The sequence below is a fragment of the Bradyrhizobium iriomotense genome, from assembly GCF_030160715.1.
In the GTDB taxonomy this organism is placed as follows: Bacteria; Pseudomonadota; Alphaproteobacteria; order Rhizobiales; family Xanthobacteraceae; genus Bradyrhizobium; species Bradyrhizobium iriomotense.
The window spans coordinates 74,805-91,790 of the sequence record NZ_BSOW01000035.1; the positions used below are offsets into that span (position 1 = coordinate 74,805).

Consider the following 16,986-nt stretch of genomic DNA (forward strand, 5'->3'; position numbering starts at 1 on the left):
CGCACTTTGCGCTAGCGCGGCCCTTCGGGTCCGGATCATGCAGTCGCAGGGAATGACGCGCAGCCGCGCAAACAGACGGACAGGAGACTGACATGCGGCTTCTCATCGTTGGCACATTGAAGGGCCAGCTCACCACCGCCACCAAGATCGCGATGGAGAACGGCGCTACCGTGACCCACGCCGAGGACCACGAGCAGGCGATGCGCGTGCTGCGCGGCGGCAAGGGCGCCGACCTGCTGCTGGTCGACGTCGCCCTCGACATCCGCGATCTCGTGATGCGGTTGGAAGCCGAGCACATCCACGCTCCCATCGTCGCCTGCGGCATCACCAACGACGCCCGCGCCGCGGTCGCCGCGATCCACGCCGGCGCCAAGGAATACATCCCGCTGCCGCCGGAGCCGGAGCTGATCGCCGCCGTGCTCGCCGCGGTCGCCAACGATTCCCGCGAGCTCATCTATCGCGACGACGCCATGGCGCGCGTGATCAAGCTCGCCCAGCAGATCGCGGGCTCCGACGCCTCGGTGATGATCACCGGCGAATCCGGCACCGGCAAGGAGGTACTGGCGCGCTACGTCCATACGCGCTCGGCCCGCGCCAAACGCCCCTTCATCTCCATCAATTGCGCCGCGATCCCCGAGCATCTCCTGGAATCCGAGCTGTTCGGTCACGAGAAGGGCGCCTTCACCGGTGCGATCGCCCGCCGCATCGGCAAGTTCGAGGAGGCTACCGGCGGCACGCTGCTGCTGGACGAAATCTCCGAGATGGACGTCCGCCTGCAGTCAAAACTGCTCCGCGCGATTCAGGAGCGCGTGATCGACCGCGTCGGCGGCACCAAGCCAGTCCCCGTCGACATCCGCATCATCGCGACCTCGAACCGCAACCTCGCCGAAGCCGTGCGCGAAGGCACGTTCCGCGAGGACCTGCTGTTCCGCCTCAACGTCGTGAACCTGAAGATCCCGCCGCTGCGCGAGCGTCCCGCCGACATCCTCGAACTCGCCCAGCATTTCGTGAAGAAGTATGCCGAGGCCAACGGCGTGCCGCTGCGCCCCATCTCGGCCGAGGCGCGCCGGGTGCTCTCGACCAACCGCTGGCAGGGCAACGTCCGCGAGCTCGAAAACACCATGCACCGCGCGGTGCTGATGGCGCAGGGCGACGAGATCGGGGCTGACGCCATCATCACGCCGGACGGCGACCGCCTCGACGTCGCGAGGACCGCTCCGGCGGTGGCGCACGCCACGATGGCGGCCGAACAGGTGACGCGGGCGCTGGTGGGACGCACAGTCGCCGACGTCGAGCGCGATTTGATCCTGGAGACGCTGAAGCATTGCCTCGGCAACCGGACCCATGCCGCCAACATCCTGGGCATCTCGATCCGCACGCTGCGCAACAAGCTCAACGAATATGCCGATGGCGGCATCCCGATCCCCCCCGCCGGCACACCAGGCGAATACCCGCGCATGCCGGCGATGGGGTGAGCGCTTATCTTCAAACGCAACGTCTGAAAAAAGGCCCGGAGCGCGGGGGCGCTCCGGGCCTTTTCATGTCGCGATCTGTCCGAACTACTTGCCCGGCGGGACGTAGGAACTCGCGAGCTTGGCAGCCTTTTCCGCGATGCTCTTGAATTCACCCATCCTCCAGGCGCGCACGGTTTCGATCTTGGAGATGGCGCCACTGGCGGCGGCAACCATTCCAATCGCAATGGCATCGGAGCCATCGGGAAACTCCGTGACGAGCACTGCATCGTGTTGGCCAGTGGTCATGAAAGCTCCCTGGAGCTTTCCGCCGGCCTTTTCGACCAGTGCACCGATGACTGACGAGCGATCGATCGGCTTGTCGACCATTCCCTTGATGCCCGCGTTTGAGTATGAGACGTACGAGATGAACAGCGGCATGTTTCTCTCCGTCGAAGGTTACGACAACAGCAATGAGGTTCTGAAAAAAGCGCTCTGATTGGGAGCGAGGCATGGCCTGCCGACGGCATGCGAGCTGCCTTGAAAACAGAGAGAATGGACTTCGGCACGTCCAACTGGCAGCTGGGCACGAACTATAGCGGCTTTTCGCGGCTACACAATGCAGCCATGCACGAGCGCTCGGCGACTAGGTCGTCGACGAGACAGGACTTATAGGTACGTCAGTATTGATACACGAGGTGACGATGCTGGAAGCTCAAATCACGGACTGGCTGGCGTCGCAGAAGCAGGCGATGATCGACCTGTTGCGCGATGTCGTGAACATCGATTCCGGATCCTACGACAAGGCCGGCGTGGATGCGGTCGGCGCGCGCTTCGAGCGGCATTTTGCCGAACACGGCATTTCGAGCTGGCGCGAGCCGAGCGGCACCTATGGCGACGCGCTTCATGCGACCGTGGCCAAGCCCGGCAGCAACGAGAAGCCGATCCTGCTGATGGGGCATCGCGACACGGTGTTCGGCAAAGGCGAGGCCGAACGCCGCCCCTTTACGATTCTGGACGGCCGCGCCTATGGCCCTGGGGTCGCGGATATGAAGGCCGGCCTCGTCATGAACGTGTTCGTGGCCACGGCCTTCCATAAATTCGGCGGCAGCCCGCATCCGATCAAGGTGCTGATCACTTCGGACGAGGAGATCGCCTCGCCGTCCTCACGCCCGGTGATCGAGCGCGAGGGACGGTCCGCGCGCGCCGTCTACAATTCCGAGCCGGGGCGGCCGACCGGCAACGTGGTCACGAGCCGCAAGGGCGGCATCTTCATGCACCTTGCCGTCACCGGCAAGGCCGCGCATTCCGGCGCGAATTTTGCAGCCGGCGTGAGTGCGATCGGCGAGCTCGCCCACAAGATCGTCCATATCCACGCGCTGACCGATGTCTCCAAGGGGATCACCCTGAACGTTGGACTGATCTCGGGCGGACAGTCTGTGAACACGACCGCGCCTTATGCCGAGGGCCAGATCGATCTGCGTTATGTGGAGCCGAGCGATCGCGAGGCCGTGATGGCGGCGATCGAGAAGATCGTCGCCACCGCTTACGTGCCGGGCACGAGCGCCACGCTGACGATCAAGGGCGAGTTCGTGCCGGCGGTTCAGAGCGAGGCGTCGAAGACGCTGTTCGAAGGTTACCAGGGCGCCGCACACGACGTCGGGCTGAGCACGCTCACCGGCGAGTTCTCCGGCGGCTGCGCCGATTCAGGCTTCACCGCAGCCGTCGGCACGCCGACGATCTGTGGCGTCGGCCCCGTCGGCGGGCTTGCACACACGGCGGAGGAATATCTCGAGATCGACAGCATCGTCCCCCGCGCGCAGGCGCTGGCGCTGGCGATCTTGCGGAGCTAGCGGTTGCGTAGGGTGGGTTAGCGAAGCGTAACCCACTACTTCCGTCGACGCGGAATCCAAAGCGGTGGGTTACGCCTTCGGCTAACCCACCCTACATCCCTCATCTCACGAATAGCTCGGCGCGTCCGGATTGCGGAAGATGTGAATGGGGTCGCCGGGCACGATTTGCCGGCCGGTGAACATCGCATAGGCGTAGAGTGCGAGATAGGCGATCGCGAGCGCGCCGACGGCGTAGAAGGCCCAGGTCGCAACGCGTTTCATGCCGGCTCCATCGCCTCCTCCGGGAGGCTCTGGCAGGGCTTCTAGATCGAGGGAAACGAAAAGGCCAGCCCGGAAGGCCACCCGGCGGTCAAATGACGCGCCGTCCCCGCGCGGGAACACTGACCTCGGCGAGCCTCACCGCGTCCTCATCCTGATCGACCGCGACGTACTGTCCATGCCAATAGGCAAGCGCCGCGCTGCGGGTCGAGCTCCGGATGTCGCGCACGCGGCCGATGACGATACCGTGCGAGTGACGCTCGATGATCTCCTCGACCTCGCAATCGAGCGCGGCGAGCGCGCCGGCGAGCAGCGGAACACCGGAGACGGCGGTCACCCAGTCGCTGCCGGCGAAGCGGTCGGCGCCCTTCAGCCCGCCCTTGCCGGCAAAGCGCTCGGCGATGTCGAGCTGGTCGGCGTTGAGGATGTTCACGCCGAAGGCACCGTGGCGCTTGATCAGCGGGAACGACGAGGCGTCGCGGTTGATGCTGACGAGCAGCGTCGGCGGATCGACCGACAGCGACGTCACCGAAGTCACCGTCATGCCGGTGATGTCCCTGCCGCGGCCGGCCGTGATGACGCTGACGCCACCGGTGAGGTGGCGCATGGCACCGCGGAAATCTGCCGAGGAAATCGTGGTGTCGGTCATGATATGGCGGGCAATCACGTTCATGGCATGCTCCCCGAAAGCAGGGCCCCTGTTATCTAGGTACGATCGTCCGCCGAGAGAAGATGGCGCAGAATGGAGCCCTCGAGGCTCGCGAGCTCCACCGAACCGCGCTCGCGCGGCCGCGGCGCGTGAACCGTGACATCATGGGCGATGCGGCCCTCCTCGATCACGAGCACGCGATCGGCGAGCGCAACGGCCTCCGCGACGTCATGCGTCACCAGGATCGCGGTAAAACCCTGGTCGCGCCAGACGCGCTCCAGGAGCCGCTGCATCGAGATGCGGGTCAAGGCATCGAGCGCGCCGAGCGGCTCGTCGAAGGCGAGCACGCGGGGCTGGCTGACCAGCGCACGCGCCAGCGCCACGCGCTGCTTCTGGCCACCCGACAAGACCGAGGGCCACTGGTCGCGCTTGTCGGCGAGCCCAACCTCGGTCAACGCGTGCTCGGCGCGCGGGTGGGCATCAAGAGAGGCGCGATCGCGCCCGAGGCCAACCTCGACATTCGACAACACCCGCGCCCAGGGCAACAGCCGCGGCTCCTGGAACATCACCCTGATATCCTCGGGCCGCGCCGCCTCGCCGAAGCTGATGGCGCCGGCATCGATCTTGTCGAGGCCGGCGATCAGCCGCAGCAGCGTGCTCTTGCCGCAACCGCTTTTGCCGACGATCGCGACGAACTGACCGGCGGGGATGTGCAGGTCGATGCCGCGCAGCACCTCGTTGTCGCCGAAGGATTTGCGCAAGTTCCGGATCGTAAGCGGCAGGCCGAGAGCCGGCCGGTCCTCTCGCACGCGCCGGGCCTGCGGCGCGATACGGGTGCGCTGGCGCTGGTCGCGTTCGGTCTCGGGAAGGAGAAGAGCTGTCTGCATGTCACTCTCAACGTTTCTGGAAGGCGGGGTGCCAGGCGAGCGTCAGGCGCTCGAGCAGGCGCGAGGCGCTGTCGGCGAGCTTGCCGAGCAGGGCGTAGATCAGGATCGACAGCACGACGACGTCGATCAGCATGAACTCGCGCGCCTGCATCGCCATGTAGCCGAGGCCGGAGGACGCCGCGATCGTCTCGGCGACGATCAGCGTCAGCCACATGATGCCGAGCGCGAAGCGGATGCCGACGAAGATCGAGGGCAGCGCGCCCGGAAAGATCACCCGGCGGAACAATTCGCCGTCGCTCATGCCGTAGATGCGGCCCATCTCGATGAGCTGCGGATCGACGGTGCGAATGCCATGCAGCGTGTTGAGATAGATCGGAAAGAAGACGCCGAGTGCCACCAGGAACAGTTTTGCGCTCTCGTCGATGCCGAACCACAGGATGACGAGCGGGATCAGCGCCAGATGCGGCACGTTGCGCACCATCTGAAGCGTCGTGTCGGTCAGCTTTGCCGAGAGCTGCGAAAGGCCATTTGCAAGCCCGAATGCAAAGCCGATGCTGCCGCCGATCAGAAAGCCGATCGAGGCACGCCAGAAGCTGACCCAGATGTTGCGCACTAGTTCGCCGGAGAGCAGCAGCTTCCAGCCCGCGAGCGCGACGTCGCTCGGCGCCGGCAGCACCCGTGTCGGCACGAGACCGGTGACGCAGGCGATTTGCCAGATCACGATGATGGCGAGCGGCACGATCCACTGGATCAGGCCGTCGGCGCGCGGCAAACGCAGGGGTCGCGCAACGCGCGGAAGACTGTCGATGAGGCTCATGATTGCGATGCCTGCCTGGAGGGACGGTAGTCGTTGCCGACGGTCTCGCCGAACGGGCCGTTGTTGGGATGCAGCCGCATGACATTGCTGCCGTGCTCGAGCGAGAGCAGCGGGAAGACCAGCTCGGCGAACCGATAGGCTTCCTCCAGGTGCGGATAGCCGGACAGGATGAACGTATCGATGCCGAGATCCTGATACTCCCTGATGCGCGCGGCGACCGTCGGGGGATCGCCGACCAGCGCGGTGCCGGCGCCGCCGCGCACGAGACCTACGCCGGCCCACAGGTTGGGGCTGATCTCGAGCTTGTCGCGGCGACCGCCATGAAGCTGCGCCATGCGCTGCTGGCCAACCGAATCCATGCGCGCAAAATTCTTCTGCGCGAGCGCGATGGTCTCGTCGTTGACATGCTTGATCAGCTCGTCGGCGGCCTTCCAGGCTTCCTGATTGGTCTCGCGCACGATGACGTGCAGGCGAATGCCGAAGGACAGCTTTCGACCGCGCCGCTCCGCGACGTCCCTCACCTTCGCGATCTTCTCGCCGACCTGCGCCGGCGGCTCGCCCCAGGTGAGATATTTGTCGACGGCGTCAACGGCGACGTCTATGCCGGCATCCGACGAGCCGCCGAAATAGAGCGGCGGGCGCGGCGACTGCACGGGATGAAAGAGCAATCGGCCGTCCTCGACACGGATGTGCTTGCCCTCGACATTGACGGTCTTGCCGGCGAGCAGGTTGCTATAGACGTTGAGGAACTCGCGGGTCACCTCGTAGCGCTCGTCATGGGCGAGGAAGATGCCGTCACCCTTGTTCTCGACGGGATCGCCTCCGGTGACGACGTTGATCAGCAGCCGGCCGTTCGTGACGCGGTCGAGCGTCGCGGTCATGCGCGCCGCAACGCTCGGCGATTGCAGGCCGGGCCTGACGGCTACGAGATAGCGCAGCCGCTCGGTGAAGGGCGCGACGCTCGAGGCAACGATCCAGGAATCCTCGCAGCTTCGCCCGGTCGGCAGCAGCACGCCGTAATAGCCGAGCTGGTCGGCAGCCTGCGCGACCTGGCGCAGATAATTGAAATTCACCTCGCGGCCACCCTGCGACGTGCCGAGATAGCGGCCATCGCCATGGGTCGGCAGGAACCAGAGGATGTTGCTCTTCTGAGATTGACTCATGGATCTCTCACGCTTGGATGCTTAGCCGTAGGTCGTCCCGACAGCGGCCGCCACGATCCCTATCGACATGACGATGGCCGCGATCACACGCTGAATGAGACGCCTCATGTTCAAACCCTTTGAAATCGGAAGACCGGTGGGCACGATCAGGTCGCGGTGCTGCGCCAGACGATGTCACGAATGACGATCGGCTTCGGGATCAAGCCGAGCTTGTGGAAGCGGTCGGCAACGCCCTGCTGGGTCGCGATGATGTCCTCGGTGACGGGACCGACGACGAAGGCCGAGCGGTTGGCCGCAATGGTCTGGATGTCGAGGGGAATGCCGGTCACCGCAGCCAGCGATTTCGCGACCTCGTCGCGGTGCTGCTCGGCCCAGCGCGCCGTCGCCGTCGTCACGTCGACGATCTGCTGAAGGATCTCGCCATGGTTCTTCGCGAAATCGCGGTTGGCGATATAGAAGGAGTTGCTCTTGGTGACCTCGCGCGCATCGATCAGGATGCGGCCGTTCTGCTTGGTCTCGCCGATCGCGAAATAGGGATCCCAGATCGCCCAGGCATCGATGCTGCCATTGGCAAAGGCGGGGCCGGCGTCCGGGGGCGTCAGATAGACCGGCGTGATGTCGGCATAGGTCAGGCCGGCCTTCTCCAGCGCCTGCACCACAATGTTGTGCGCGCTGGACCCCTTGGTGAAGCCGATGCGCTTGCCTTTGAGCTCGGCGATCGAGCGGATCGGCGAATCCTTCGGCACCAGGATGCCCTGGCCGTTGGTGATCGGCTGGCCTGCCGCATAGACGATCGCCGCGCCTGCGGCCTGGGCAAACACCGGCGGGGAATCGCCGACCGCACCATAGTCGACGCTGCCGACATTCATCGCCTCCATCATCGGCGGGCCGGAGGAGAACTCGACCCATTTCACCTCGATGCCTTGCGGGACGAAATGTTTTTCCAACGCGGCCTGCTGGCGCGTGACGACCAGCACGCCGTTCTTCTGGTAGCCGATTCGAATTTCCTTCACGGCACTTTGCGCGCTTGCGCGCGAGGGCAACGCAGCCAGCGCCGCTGTTCCAAGAGAGAATTTCAGGAAGTCCCGACGCTGCATTCCCAACTCCCGACCGCGTGCGGCCGTGCATTCCATTGCGATGCGGGAATGATGGTGCGCCTTGCGAAGGCTGTCGAGACGCCCGGAAAAATAGCGACACGCGCACTGCATCTGCGGCAATGCGCGTGATTAATCTTTCAATTGCCGAAGCGAATGCAGAGAGAAATTTTCCGCACGCGAATGTGAGCGCCACGCGTCGTTGACGTGAGGGTTAGCGACCGGACGACTAAAATCTCGAAAACAACCCCATGCAAAGGAGTCGTACAGAGGAGTGACGGGCCGCCGTGAGGCATTGCTGATTTTACGAAAACAAATTGACACGTCGGGCAAAACAGGGGCAAGATGTCATCATGGCCGCGCTTGGGATCGCAGAGCCCTAGTGGGTTCATTCGCCCATCTCACGGGCAGATTCAGCAGCCCACGGAAAGCCCAGCCGCCGATCCGAACCGGCTCGTCGTCGGCAAGTTCCAGATTGCTCGCCTTGGCGAACACCGTCGGCAGCGCGACGTCGGCGATCATGGCGCGCGAGGCCCAGGCGCCGGCGCAGAAATGCGGCCCCGCACCGAAAGCGACGCTCTTCGACACATCGCGCCGCACGTCGAATTCATCGGCGCGCTCAAAATGCTTCTCGTCGCGATTGGCCGAGCCGAACATCAGGAACACGCGCTCATTAGCTTCGAACGAGACGTCACGGATGGTCCACGGCTTTGCGATCCGGCGCGGCGACATGCCGATCGGCGAAATCCAGCGGGCATATTCCTCGAAGGCCTGGAGCCAGGACACTTCACCGCGCCGGACGAACTCGAGCTGATCAGGATGGGTGAGGAGCGCCCAGACAGTGCCGGCGATGGCCTTGCGCGGCTCGTTCTGGCCACCGGAGATCGCGAGCTTGACGTTAGCGCGCACACTCTGCATCGGCATGGCGGACGCCAGCATCACACCCAACAAGCTCTGGTCCGGATTTTTCTGCATCACCGGCAGCATGTCGTCGATCGCCGCGTCGATGCCGGCGGTGGCCGCATGGCAGCGTGCCTCCACGGCGGGATCGCCGGCATAGTTCGCGATGCCGTCGATCATCCCTTGTGACCACGCATCCATCTCCGCAAAGCCGATGTTGGTGAGGCCGGTGATCGACTTCAGGCATTCGCCCGAAAACGGCAGCGCGAAGTCGCGCATGAAATCGATCCGGCTGCCCGGCTCGATTTGATCGATGATGCGGTCGGCATGGGCCTGGAACTGCGCGGTCCAGTGCGCCTTCACCGTTTTCGGCGAGACCGCGGGAAACAGGACTCGGCGCTCGACCTGGTGCGCCTCGCCGTCCTTGCGCATCATGTTGTGGCCCATCAGCTTGTTCATGAGCCCCTCTGGCTGGTGCGAGGAGAACACGTCGATCTGCTTCTCGGAGATCGAGATGTCGTCGCGGCTCACAAGCAGCGTCGAGCCGAGCTGCGGCACGAAGGCGATCGGCGCCTCCTTCCGCATCGTCGCAAGCATCGGATAGGGATCCTGCCAAAACGAAGCCGGGTCGATGTCGATGCGCGGCGCGGTGCTCAAGACGTTCCCCTGATGCTCGTGTGCTTCAGGCGAGACTAGCGAACTCCGCTGCCGGTGTCTGTCCCTAGCGCGGACCGACGGAGGACCAAGTTACCGGGCCTCGGCGATCCTCGGCCCAGATGGCGGCATCTGCGCGTTGGCTGCCAAGGGCCGGCTCATCGGCGATGCCGGGTCCGGCAACCGGAAAGCCGCGTCGGACGGCGCGCCCTGGGATGGTCGACGGGCAACGGTTGCCGGAAGCACAATCACCTTCGTCCCAACCTTCACCCGGTCGTAGAGGTCCACAACGTCCTCATTGGTCAGCCGGATACAGCCGGACGACACCCGCTTCCCGATCGTATCGGGCTTGTTGGTGCCGTGAATTCGATATTCGGTCTCACCGAGATACATCGCCCGGGCGCCGAGCGGGTTGGTGGGACCGCCCGCCATGAACCGCGGCAGGTAAGGCTGACGCACGACCATCTCCGCAGGCGGACGCCAGTCCGGCCATTCCGTCTTGCGGGCCACGGTCTGTTCGCCGGACCATGTGAAACCCTCGCGGCCGACACCGATGCCGTAGCGCATCGCTTGCGTGTCGTTCAGGACGAAATAGAGGAATGTGTTCTTGGTATCGATGATCACGGTGCCCGGCGCCTGGTGGCTGGCGTAGTCGACCACCTGCCGGACAAGTGCTCCGGGACCGTCAGCGGCTTTTGGTGGTTCGACCAGAGGAGCCGGGGCCGGAATCGGAGCTGGAGGCGGAGTCTGCGCTGCCGCTGCTGCACGAAGTGGAGGTGCCACGTAAACCGGCGTTGACGACGCCTGGGCCTGGGGTGCGGACGGCTTCCGTGCCGGTTGCACGCTCGCCGGGTGATACAGCAAACCGTACCCCGCTGCGGCGACAGCCACGACGCCAACGGCAACGCGCGCGGCCATTGGCAGTGCGAACGTCTCCGCCTTTCCACACTTGGCCCGCTTACCCATACTCTTTCCCCAGGTCACAATGCCTGAAGAGGTAACCCAGCAAAATTTAAGGAACTTCGAAGCGATGTCGCTTGGAGCGGAACCGTCAGCGATGGTTAACGCCGAACTGTTGATCGGCTTGCTGGACCGAGTCGTTCAAGCCTGGATCGCAGCCCAATAGCGTTCGCGGTACCCAATCATCGGACTCGCCGACTAGATATGCCGCGATCCATGCTGACAGGAATTCCATGCTCTGCCGTGACACCCGGTCCTTCGCAGGCACTTAAGAACTCGCTTCAATACTGATCAAGCCTGCTGCGGGTCAAAAGGCGACGATCCCGGCGGCAGGGTGCATGTCCGCTTGCCCCGGAAGCGGGACCTGGAATCCCCTCAGTTCAGTCCATGCGGCCCCGCGACTTTAGCCCCGGTCGTGCGGCCAAGTGCCCGGGCGGGATCATTGATTCAGATCAAAGCGATCTGCCGCCGGATACCTAATGGTGCATCAGAGGTAACGGCCCGGAAGCCGTCCGATTCCCAAATTTCAGAGAGACCGAACATGTCGGCCGCTGACGACACGACTGGGCGCGTGCGCCGTAAGCGCATGGAGATCTTTGCGTTCCTGTTCCTGACCGCGGTCGTGATGCCCGCCCTCGCGGTCGGAACGGTCGGCTCTTACGGGCTCGCCGTGTGGATCTACCAGATGTTCGCAGGCCCTCCCGGCCCGCCTCCCCCACATTGATTTCCGAGAGCGAAAGGCAGGCATCATGGCCCAAGCCACATTCAACCGCCGCGCATTGATCACCGGCCGGGTCCTCACCGCCGACCGCATCGTGCCCCCGCCCGGAGGCGAGATCGCCAGCATTCTGGTGCAGGCGCGCCCCGAGCGCCTCGCCGAGGTCGAAGCCGACATCACGGCTCTGCCCGGCTGCGAAATTCACGGCCGCGATGCGCGCGGCAAGCTTGTCGTCGTGGTCGAGGCGCCTGATGCCGGCAGCCTCGGCACCATGCTCAACGACATCCAGTCGATGCCGCACGTCTATTCCGCGACGCTCGTCTTTCACGCCATCGAAACTGCCTGAGACCGCGTCGTTGACGCCGGGAGAACCGTTATGACCATACCGAAGATCGACCGCCGCCAGATGCTGAAGCTGGAGGCCGCTGCGATCGCAGCTGCCGCCGCGGGCATGCCGGCACCGGCGCTCGCCGCCAACCTCGTCACCGAGCGTGACGATAGCGAATTGAAATGGGACAAGGCCGCTTGCCGCTTCTGCGGCACCGGCTGCTCCGTGATGGTTGCGACCAAGGACAACCGCGTGGTTGCGACCCATGGCGACATCAAGGCCGAGGTCAATCGCGGCCTCAACTGCGTCAAGGGCTACTTCCTCTCCAAGATCATGTACGGCCATGATCGCCTGACCCAGCCGATGCTGCGCAAGACGAACGGCAAGTACGACAAGAACGGCGAGTTCACGCCCGTGTCGTGGGACGAAGCCTTCGACATCATGGCGGAGAAGTGGAAGGACGCGCTGAAGAAGCGTGGGCCCAGCGGCGTCGGCATGTTCGGCTCCGGCCAGTGGACGATCTGGGAAGGCTATGCGGCCTCGAAGCTGTTCAAGGCCGGCTTCCGCACCAACAACATCGATCCCAATGCGCGCCACTGCATGGCCTCTGCGGTTGCCGGCATGATGCGCACCTTCGGCATCGACGAGCCGGCCGGCTGCTATGACGACATCGAGGCGACCGACGCCTTCGTGCTGTGGGGCTCCAACATGGCGGAGATGCACCCCATCCTGTGGACGCGGCTGACCGACCGCCGCCTCTCCGCGCCGCATGTCCGCGTCGCCGTGCTCTCGACCTTCGAGCACCGCTCGTTCGACCTTGCCGATATCGGCATGGTGTTCGTGCCGCAGACCGACCTCTACATTCTCAACGCGATCGCCAACCACATCATCAAGACCGGCCGCGTCAACAAGGATTTCGTCGCCGCGCACACCGTGTTCAAGCGCGGGCAAACCGATATCGGCTATGGCCTCAGACCCGAACACCCGCTTCAGAAGAAGGCAACCGGCGCGGCCAAGGCGAACGACTCCACCGACATGACCTATGACGAATTCGCCAAATTCGTCTCGGATTACACGCTGGAGAAGGCCGCAAAAATGTCCGGCGTGCCGCTCAACCGGCTGGAGGCGCTCGCCGAGCTCTACGCCGATCCCAAGACCAAGGTGGTCTCGTTCTGGACCATGGGCTTCAACCAGCACACCCGCGGCGTCTGGTGCAACAACCTCGTCTACAACATCCATCTTCTGACCGGAAAGATCGCCTCGCCCGGCAACAGCCCATTCTCGCTGACCGGCCAGCCCTCGGCCTGCGGCACCGCGCGCGAGGTCGGTACCTTCTCGCATCGCCTGCCGGCCGACATGGTCGTCACCAACAAGGAGCATCGCGACAAGACCGAGCACATCTGGCTGTTGCCCGAGGGCACCATCCCCGACAAGCCCGGCTATCACGCCGTGCTGCAAAGCCGGATGCTGAAGGACGGCCTGCTCAATGCCTATTGGGTTCAGGTCAACAACAACCTTCAGGCAGGTCCCAACGTCAACGAGGAGACCTATCCGGGCTTCCGCAACCCCGACAATTTCATCGTCGTCTCCGATGCCTATCCGACGGTGACGGCGCTCGCCGCCGACCTCATCCTGCCGACGGCCATGTGGGTGGAGAAGGAAGGCGCCTACGGAAATGCCGAGCGGCGCACGCAGTTCTGGCACCAGCTCGTGACCGCGCCGGGCGAAGCGCGGTCCGACCTCTGGCAGCTCATGGAATTCTCCAAGCGCTTCAAGATCGAGGAGGTGTGGCCCGAGGAGTTGCTCGCCAAGAAACCGGAATATCGCGGCAAGACGCTGTTCGACGTGCTTTACAAGAACGGTCAGGTCGACAAGTTTCCGACCTCGGAGATCGAGGCTGGTTACGCCAATGAGGAATCGAAGGCGTTCGGCTTCTATGTCCAGAAGGGCCTGTTCGAGGAATATGCACAGTTCGGCCGCGGCCATGGCCACGACCTCGCGCCGTTCGAGAGCTATCACCGCGAGCGCGGCCTGCGCTGGCCCGTCGTCAACGGCCAGGAAACCAAGTGGCGTTTCCGCGAGGGCAGCGATCCCTATGTGAAGCAGGGCACGGACGTGCAGTTCTACGGCTATCCCGACGGCAAGGCGCGCATCTTTGCGCTGCCTTTCGAGCCGGCGGCGGAATCGCCCGACAACGACTACCCCCTCTGGCTCTCGACCGGCCGCGTGCTGGAGCACTGGCACTCCGGCACCATGACGCGCCGCGTGCCCGAGCTCTACAAGGCCTTCCCCGAAGCCGTCTGCTTCATGCATCCCGACGACGCGCAGGACGCAAAGCTGCGCCGTGGCGACGAGGTGAAGGTCGTGTCCCGCCGCGGCTACATCCGCGCCCGCGTCGAGACGCGCGGTCGCGACCGGCCGCCGCGCGGCCTCGTCTTCGTGCCCTGGTTCGACGAGTCCAAGCTGATCAACAAGGTGACGCTGGACGCCACCGATCCGATCTCGCTGCAAACCGACTTCAAGAAATGCGCCGTGCGCATCGAGCGGGTGTGACCATGATGAAACGATCCGGAGTAGTCCTTCTGGCGCTCGCCATTGCCGCGGGCGCGAGCTCGCTCACCGCGCAGACAGTGACCTCGGGCCTGCGCGGGCCGACCCCGCTCAACGACGAAGGGCCGGCGCCGCCGATGCTGCCGAACCGCAACACCTCCGAGAAGGAGTCGCGCAACTATCCGGAGCAGCCGCCGGTGATCCCGCATTCGATCGACGGCTACCAGATCGACCTCAACAGCAACAAATGCCTGTCCTGCCATGCACGCTCGCGTACGGCGGAATCGCAGGCGCCGATGGTCTCCATCACGCATTTCATGGACCGTGACGGCCAGTTCCTGGCCTCGATCTCGCCGCGGCGCTTCTTCTGCACGGAATGCCACGTGCCGCAGAACACTGCCACTCCGCCTGTCAGCAACGACTTCACCGACATCGACACGCTGCTCTCGCGTTCAAGCCCCGGTGGCCGCCGATGACGACGACCGCCGATGACCCCAACGTAGGCCCCAAGGCCAAGCGCGGCTTTCTCGCGCGAAGCTGGGATTTCGCGCTCGAGCTCTGGGGCGTGCTGACGCGGCCGAGCACGGTGTTCGCATTGGGCACGCTGGTGCTCGCGGGCTTCGCGGCCGGCGTGATCTTCTGGGGCGGCTTCAACACCGCGCTGGAATTGACCAACACCGAAAAATTCTGCACCGGCTGCCACGAGATGAAGGACAACGTCTACGCCGAGCTGAAGTCGACCATTCACTTCACCAACCGCTCCGGCGTACGCGCGACCTGCCCGGACTGCCACGTCCCGCACAACTGGACCGACAAGATCGCGCGCAAGATGCAGGCCTCCAAGGAAGTCTGGGGCAAGATCTTTGGCACCATCGACACACGCGAGAAATTCCTCGATCACAGGCTCGAGCTCGCGGCGCATGAATGGGCCCGCTTCAAGGCCAATGACTCCCTGGAATGCCGCAACTGCCACAGCGCCGATTCCATGGACATCACCAAGCAGTCGCCGCGGGCTTCCGTCGCGCATCAGCGCTTCCTGTTCACGGGCGAGAAGACCTGCATCGACTGCCACAAGGGCATCGCCCACCACCTGCCCGACATGCGCGGCGTTCCCGGCTGGCAATAGGGCAAAGCGCGATGTCATCGCGCTTTAGTTGTTGTTTGAGCATGATCTTTTCGGAAAACCGCTGCGCACTTTTCCGGATCATGCGCCGCCGCTTGAACCCGCGGGGGGAATGGTTAGTTTTGGGGGCTGGCGAATCGATTATTTTCGCCTTCCTCAAGACGAAAATGCCGACATTTACCCCGCATCAGGATGCCGCCCTCAAGGCCGTCGCCGACTGGCTCAAGGCAAAGCCAGGCCGAGGCGGCACGCCGCCGATCTTCCGCCTGTTCGGCTTTGCCGGAACCGGCAAGACCACGCTGGCGCGGCACATCGCGGACGGCGTCGACGGCGAGGTCAAGTTTGCCGCCTTCACCGGCAAGGCGGCGCTCGTCATGCGCAACAAGGGTTGCGACAACGCCTCCACCATCCATTCCCTGATCTACCGCGCCCGCGAATCCGGCGAGGAGCAGCCGAGCTTCGAGCTGTGGGATGATGCGCCGGCGTCGAAAGCAAAGCTGATCGTGATCGACGAATGCTCGATGGTCGACGCCGAACTCGGCCGCGACCTGATGTCGTTCGATTGTCCCCTGCTGGTGCTAGGTGATCCCGCGCAGTTGCCGCCGATCCAGGGCGGCGGCTTCTTCACCAATACCGAGCCCGACGCGATGCTGACCGAGGTGCACCGCCAGGCGCAGGACGATCCGATCGTGCGGATGTCGATGGACATCCGCGAGGGCCGCGAGCTCGAAATCGGCCGCTATGGCGAGAGCGAGGTGGTCTCGCGCAAGGAGCTCGATCCGGACCGCGTCATGAGCGCCGACCAGATCCTGGTCGGCCGCAACAACACCCGCCGCGCCTACAACATGCGCGTGCGCCAGCGCCAGAACATCGAGGACCAGTTTCCGGTCGCCGGCGACAAGCTGGTGTGCCTGCGCAACAATCGCAAGAAAGGCCTGTTCAACGGCGGCCTGTGGCGCGTGAAGTCACGCAACACCTCGCGCGCCAAATCGCGCATCCTCAGCATGCGGCTGTCGCCGGACGAGGACTTCGGTCACAAGGTGACGAAGGTCTCCGTGCGCGCCGATTGCTTCGAGGGCGGCATCGAGCAGATCGCCTGGGAGCAGCGCAAGCCCTATGACGAGTTCGACTACGGCTACGTTCTGACCGTGCACAAGTCGCAGGGCTCGCAATGGGACGACGTCGTGCTGTTCGACGAGAGCTTTGCGTTCCAGGACAGCCGCGCACGGTGGCTCTACACGGGGATCACGCGCGCGGCGAAGAGGCTGAGCGTGGTGGTGTAGTCGCCCCGCATGTCGCTTCGCTCATCCGGGCTACGATTTCTGAGTGTCAACCTCCGCTCGTCGTCCCGGACAAGCGAGCGGAGCGAGCGCCGATCCGGGATCCATAACCACAGGATTTGGTTTGGCGAAGACTCGTGGTTGCCAACTCGCACCACCACTCCTCCCTTGGGTTATGGGTCCCGGCCCCCCGTGCGCAATTGCGCACTAAAGCGTGATGGCATTAAGTTCGATAACCTGAATTTTTGAGGTAGTTGGCGCATTCCTCGGATGTGAAGGCATCGAGTGCGTGGCCGATTGC

General features: G+C 64.3%; 17 protein-coding genes. 8 read left to right on the plus strand and 9 right to left on the minus strand.

Translation table 11 applies throughout. The annotated features are described in order from the left end of the window. Positions 1 to 92 precede the first annotated feature (92 nt). Positions 93 to 1,475: a sigma-54-dependent transcriptional regulator FlbD gene (gene flbD / locus QQL28_RS36690; RefSeq protein WP_284273542.1), complete on the plus strand. Its 1,383-nt coding sequence runs from the start codon at positions 93 to 95 to the stop codon at positions 1,473 to 1,475. Between the two features lie 84 nt (positions 1,476 to 1,559). Here the strand turns inward: flbD and QQL28_RS36695 are convergent, their stop codons facing one another. Next, positions 1,560 to 1,892, minus strand: coding sequence for a GYD domain-containing protein (locus tag QQL28_RS36695; RefSeq protein WP_284273543.1), 333 nt, complete (start codon positions 1,890 to 1,892; stop codon positions 1,560 to 1,562). A 263-nt stretch (positions 1,893 to 2,155) separates the two neighbouring features. Here QQL28_RS36695 and QQL28_RS36700 point away from each other — a divergent pair, with 263 nt between their 5' ends. Continuing rightward, positions 2,156 to 3,304 (plus strand): M20 family metallopeptidase, encoded by a 1,149-nt coding sequence (locus tag QQL28_RS36700; RefSeq protein ID WP_284273544.1) that lies wholly within the window; start codon positions 2,156 to 2,158, stop codon positions 3,302 to 3,304. Between the two features lie 105 nt (positions 3,305 to 3,409). Here QQL28_RS36700 and QQL28_RS36705 read toward each other — a convergent pair whose 3' ends face one another. From QQL28_RS36705 to QQL28_RS36740, 8 genes are all read right to left on the minus strand, one after another. Further along, on the minus strand, positions 3,410 to 3,565 hold the full coding sequence (locus tag QQL28_RS36705; RefSeq protein ID WP_284273545.1) for a hypothetical protein: 156 nt from the start codon (positions 3,563 to 3,565) through the stop codon (positions 3,410 to 3,412). An 88-nt stretch (positions 3,566 to 3,653) separates the two neighbouring features. Beyond that, positions 3,654 to 4,235, minus strand: a complete 582-nt coding sequence (locus QQL28_RS36710; protein WP_284273546.1) for a flavin reductase family protein — start codon at positions 4,233 to 4,235, stop codon at positions 3,654 to 3,656. Between the two features lie 32 nt (positions 4,236 to 4,267). Then, positions 4,268 to 5,098: an ATP-binding cassette domain-containing protein gene (locus tag QQL28_RS36715; RefSeq protein ID WP_284273547.1), complete on the minus strand. Its 831-nt coding sequence runs from the start codon at positions 5,096 to 5,098 to the stop codon at positions 4,268 to 4,270. A 7-nt stretch (positions 5,099 to 5,105) separates the two neighbouring features. Next, positions 5,106 to 5,915 carry an aliphatic sulfonate ABC transporter permease SsuC gene (gene ssuC / locus QQL28_RS36720; RefSeq protein ID WP_284273548.1) on the minus strand — a complete coding sequence of 270 codons (810 nt, stop codon included), beginning with the start codon at positions 5,913 to 5,915 and terminating at the stop codon, positions 5,106 to 5,108. Further along, positions 5,912 to 7,078 (minus strand): FMNH2-dependent alkanesulfonate monooxygenase, encoded by a 1,167-nt coding sequence (gene ssuD / locus QQL28_RS36725; protein ID WP_284273549.1) that lies wholly within the window; start codon positions 7,076 to 7,078, stop codon positions 5,912 to 5,914. The genes ssuC and ssuD overlap by 4 nt, the downstream gene beginning before the upstream one ends. A gap of 146 nt (positions 7,079 to 7,224) precedes the next feature. After that, positions 7,225 to 8,175 carry an aliphatic sulfonate ABC transporter substrate-binding protein gene (locus QQL28_RS36730; RefSeq protein ID WP_284273552.1) on the minus strand — a complete coding sequence of 317 codons (951 nt, stop codon included), beginning with the start codon at positions 8,173 to 8,175 and terminating at the stop codon, positions 7,225 to 7,227. Between the two features lie 348 nt (positions 8,176 to 8,523). Next, a complete protein-coding gene (locus QQL28_RS36735) occupies positions 8,524 to 9,729 on the minus strand; it encodes a cytochrome P450 (RefSeq protein ID WP_284273554.1) in 1,206 nt (401 codons plus the stop codon). Positions 9,730 to 9,819: 90 nt separating this feature from the next. Beyond that, positions 9,820 to 10,692 carry a L,D-transpeptidase gene (locus QQL28_RS36740; RefSeq protein WP_284273556.1) on the minus strand — a complete coding sequence of 291 codons (873 nt, stop codon included), beginning with the start codon at positions 10,690 to 10,692 and terminating at the stop codon, positions 9,820 to 9,822. Between the two features lie 535 nt (positions 10,693 to 11,227). Between QQL28_RS36740 and napE the strand changes: the two genes are divergently transcribed. From napE to QQL28_RS36770, 6 genes are all read left to right on the plus strand, one after another. After that, positions 11,228 to 11,410 (plus strand): periplasmic nitrate reductase, NapE protein, encoded by a 183-nt coding sequence (gene napE / locus QQL28_RS36745; RefSeq protein WP_284273558.1) that lies wholly within the window; start codon positions 11,228 to 11,230, stop codon positions 11,408 to 11,410. Between the two features lie 25 nt (positions 11,411 to 11,435). Continuing rightward, the gene (locus tag QQL28_RS36750; RefSeq protein ID WP_284273559.1) at positions 11,436 to 11,750 is read left to right on the plus strand and encodes a chaperone NapD; all 315 of its coding nucleotides are present in this window, start codon (positions 11,436 to 11,438) and stop codon (positions 11,748 to 11,750) included. Between the two features lie 30 nt (positions 11,751 to 11,780). Continuing rightward, positions 11,781 to 14,285 carry a nitrate reductase catalytic subunit NapA gene (gene napA / locus QQL28_RS36755; protein WP_284273561.1) on the plus strand — a complete coding sequence of 835 codons (2,505 nt, stop codon included), beginning with the start codon at positions 11,781 to 11,783 and terminating at the stop codon, positions 14,283 to 14,285. A gap of 2 nt (positions 14,286 to 14,287) precedes the next feature. After that, on the plus strand, positions 14,288 to 14,758 hold the full coding sequence (locus tag QQL28_RS36760) for a nitrate reductase cytochrome c-type subunit (protein WP_284273562.1): 471 nt from the start codon (positions 14,288 to 14,290) through the stop codon (positions 14,756 to 14,758). Beyond that, on the plus strand, positions 14,755 to 15,408 hold the full coding sequence (locus QQL28_RS36765) for a NapC/NirT family cytochrome c (protein WP_284273564.1): 654 nt from the start codon (positions 14,755 to 14,757) through the stop codon (positions 15,406 to 15,408). Before QQL28_RS36760 ends, QQL28_RS36765 begins: the two co-directional genes overlap by 4 nt. A gap of 164 nt (positions 15,409 to 15,572) precedes the next feature. Further along, the gene (locus QQL28_RS36770) at positions 15,573 to 16,688 is read left to right on the plus strand and encodes an ATP-dependent DNA helicase (RefSeq protein ID WP_284273566.1); all 1,116 of its coding nucleotides are present in this window, start codon (positions 15,573 to 15,575) and stop codon (positions 16,686 to 16,688) included. Positions 16,689 to 16,986: the final 298 nt, after the last annotated feature.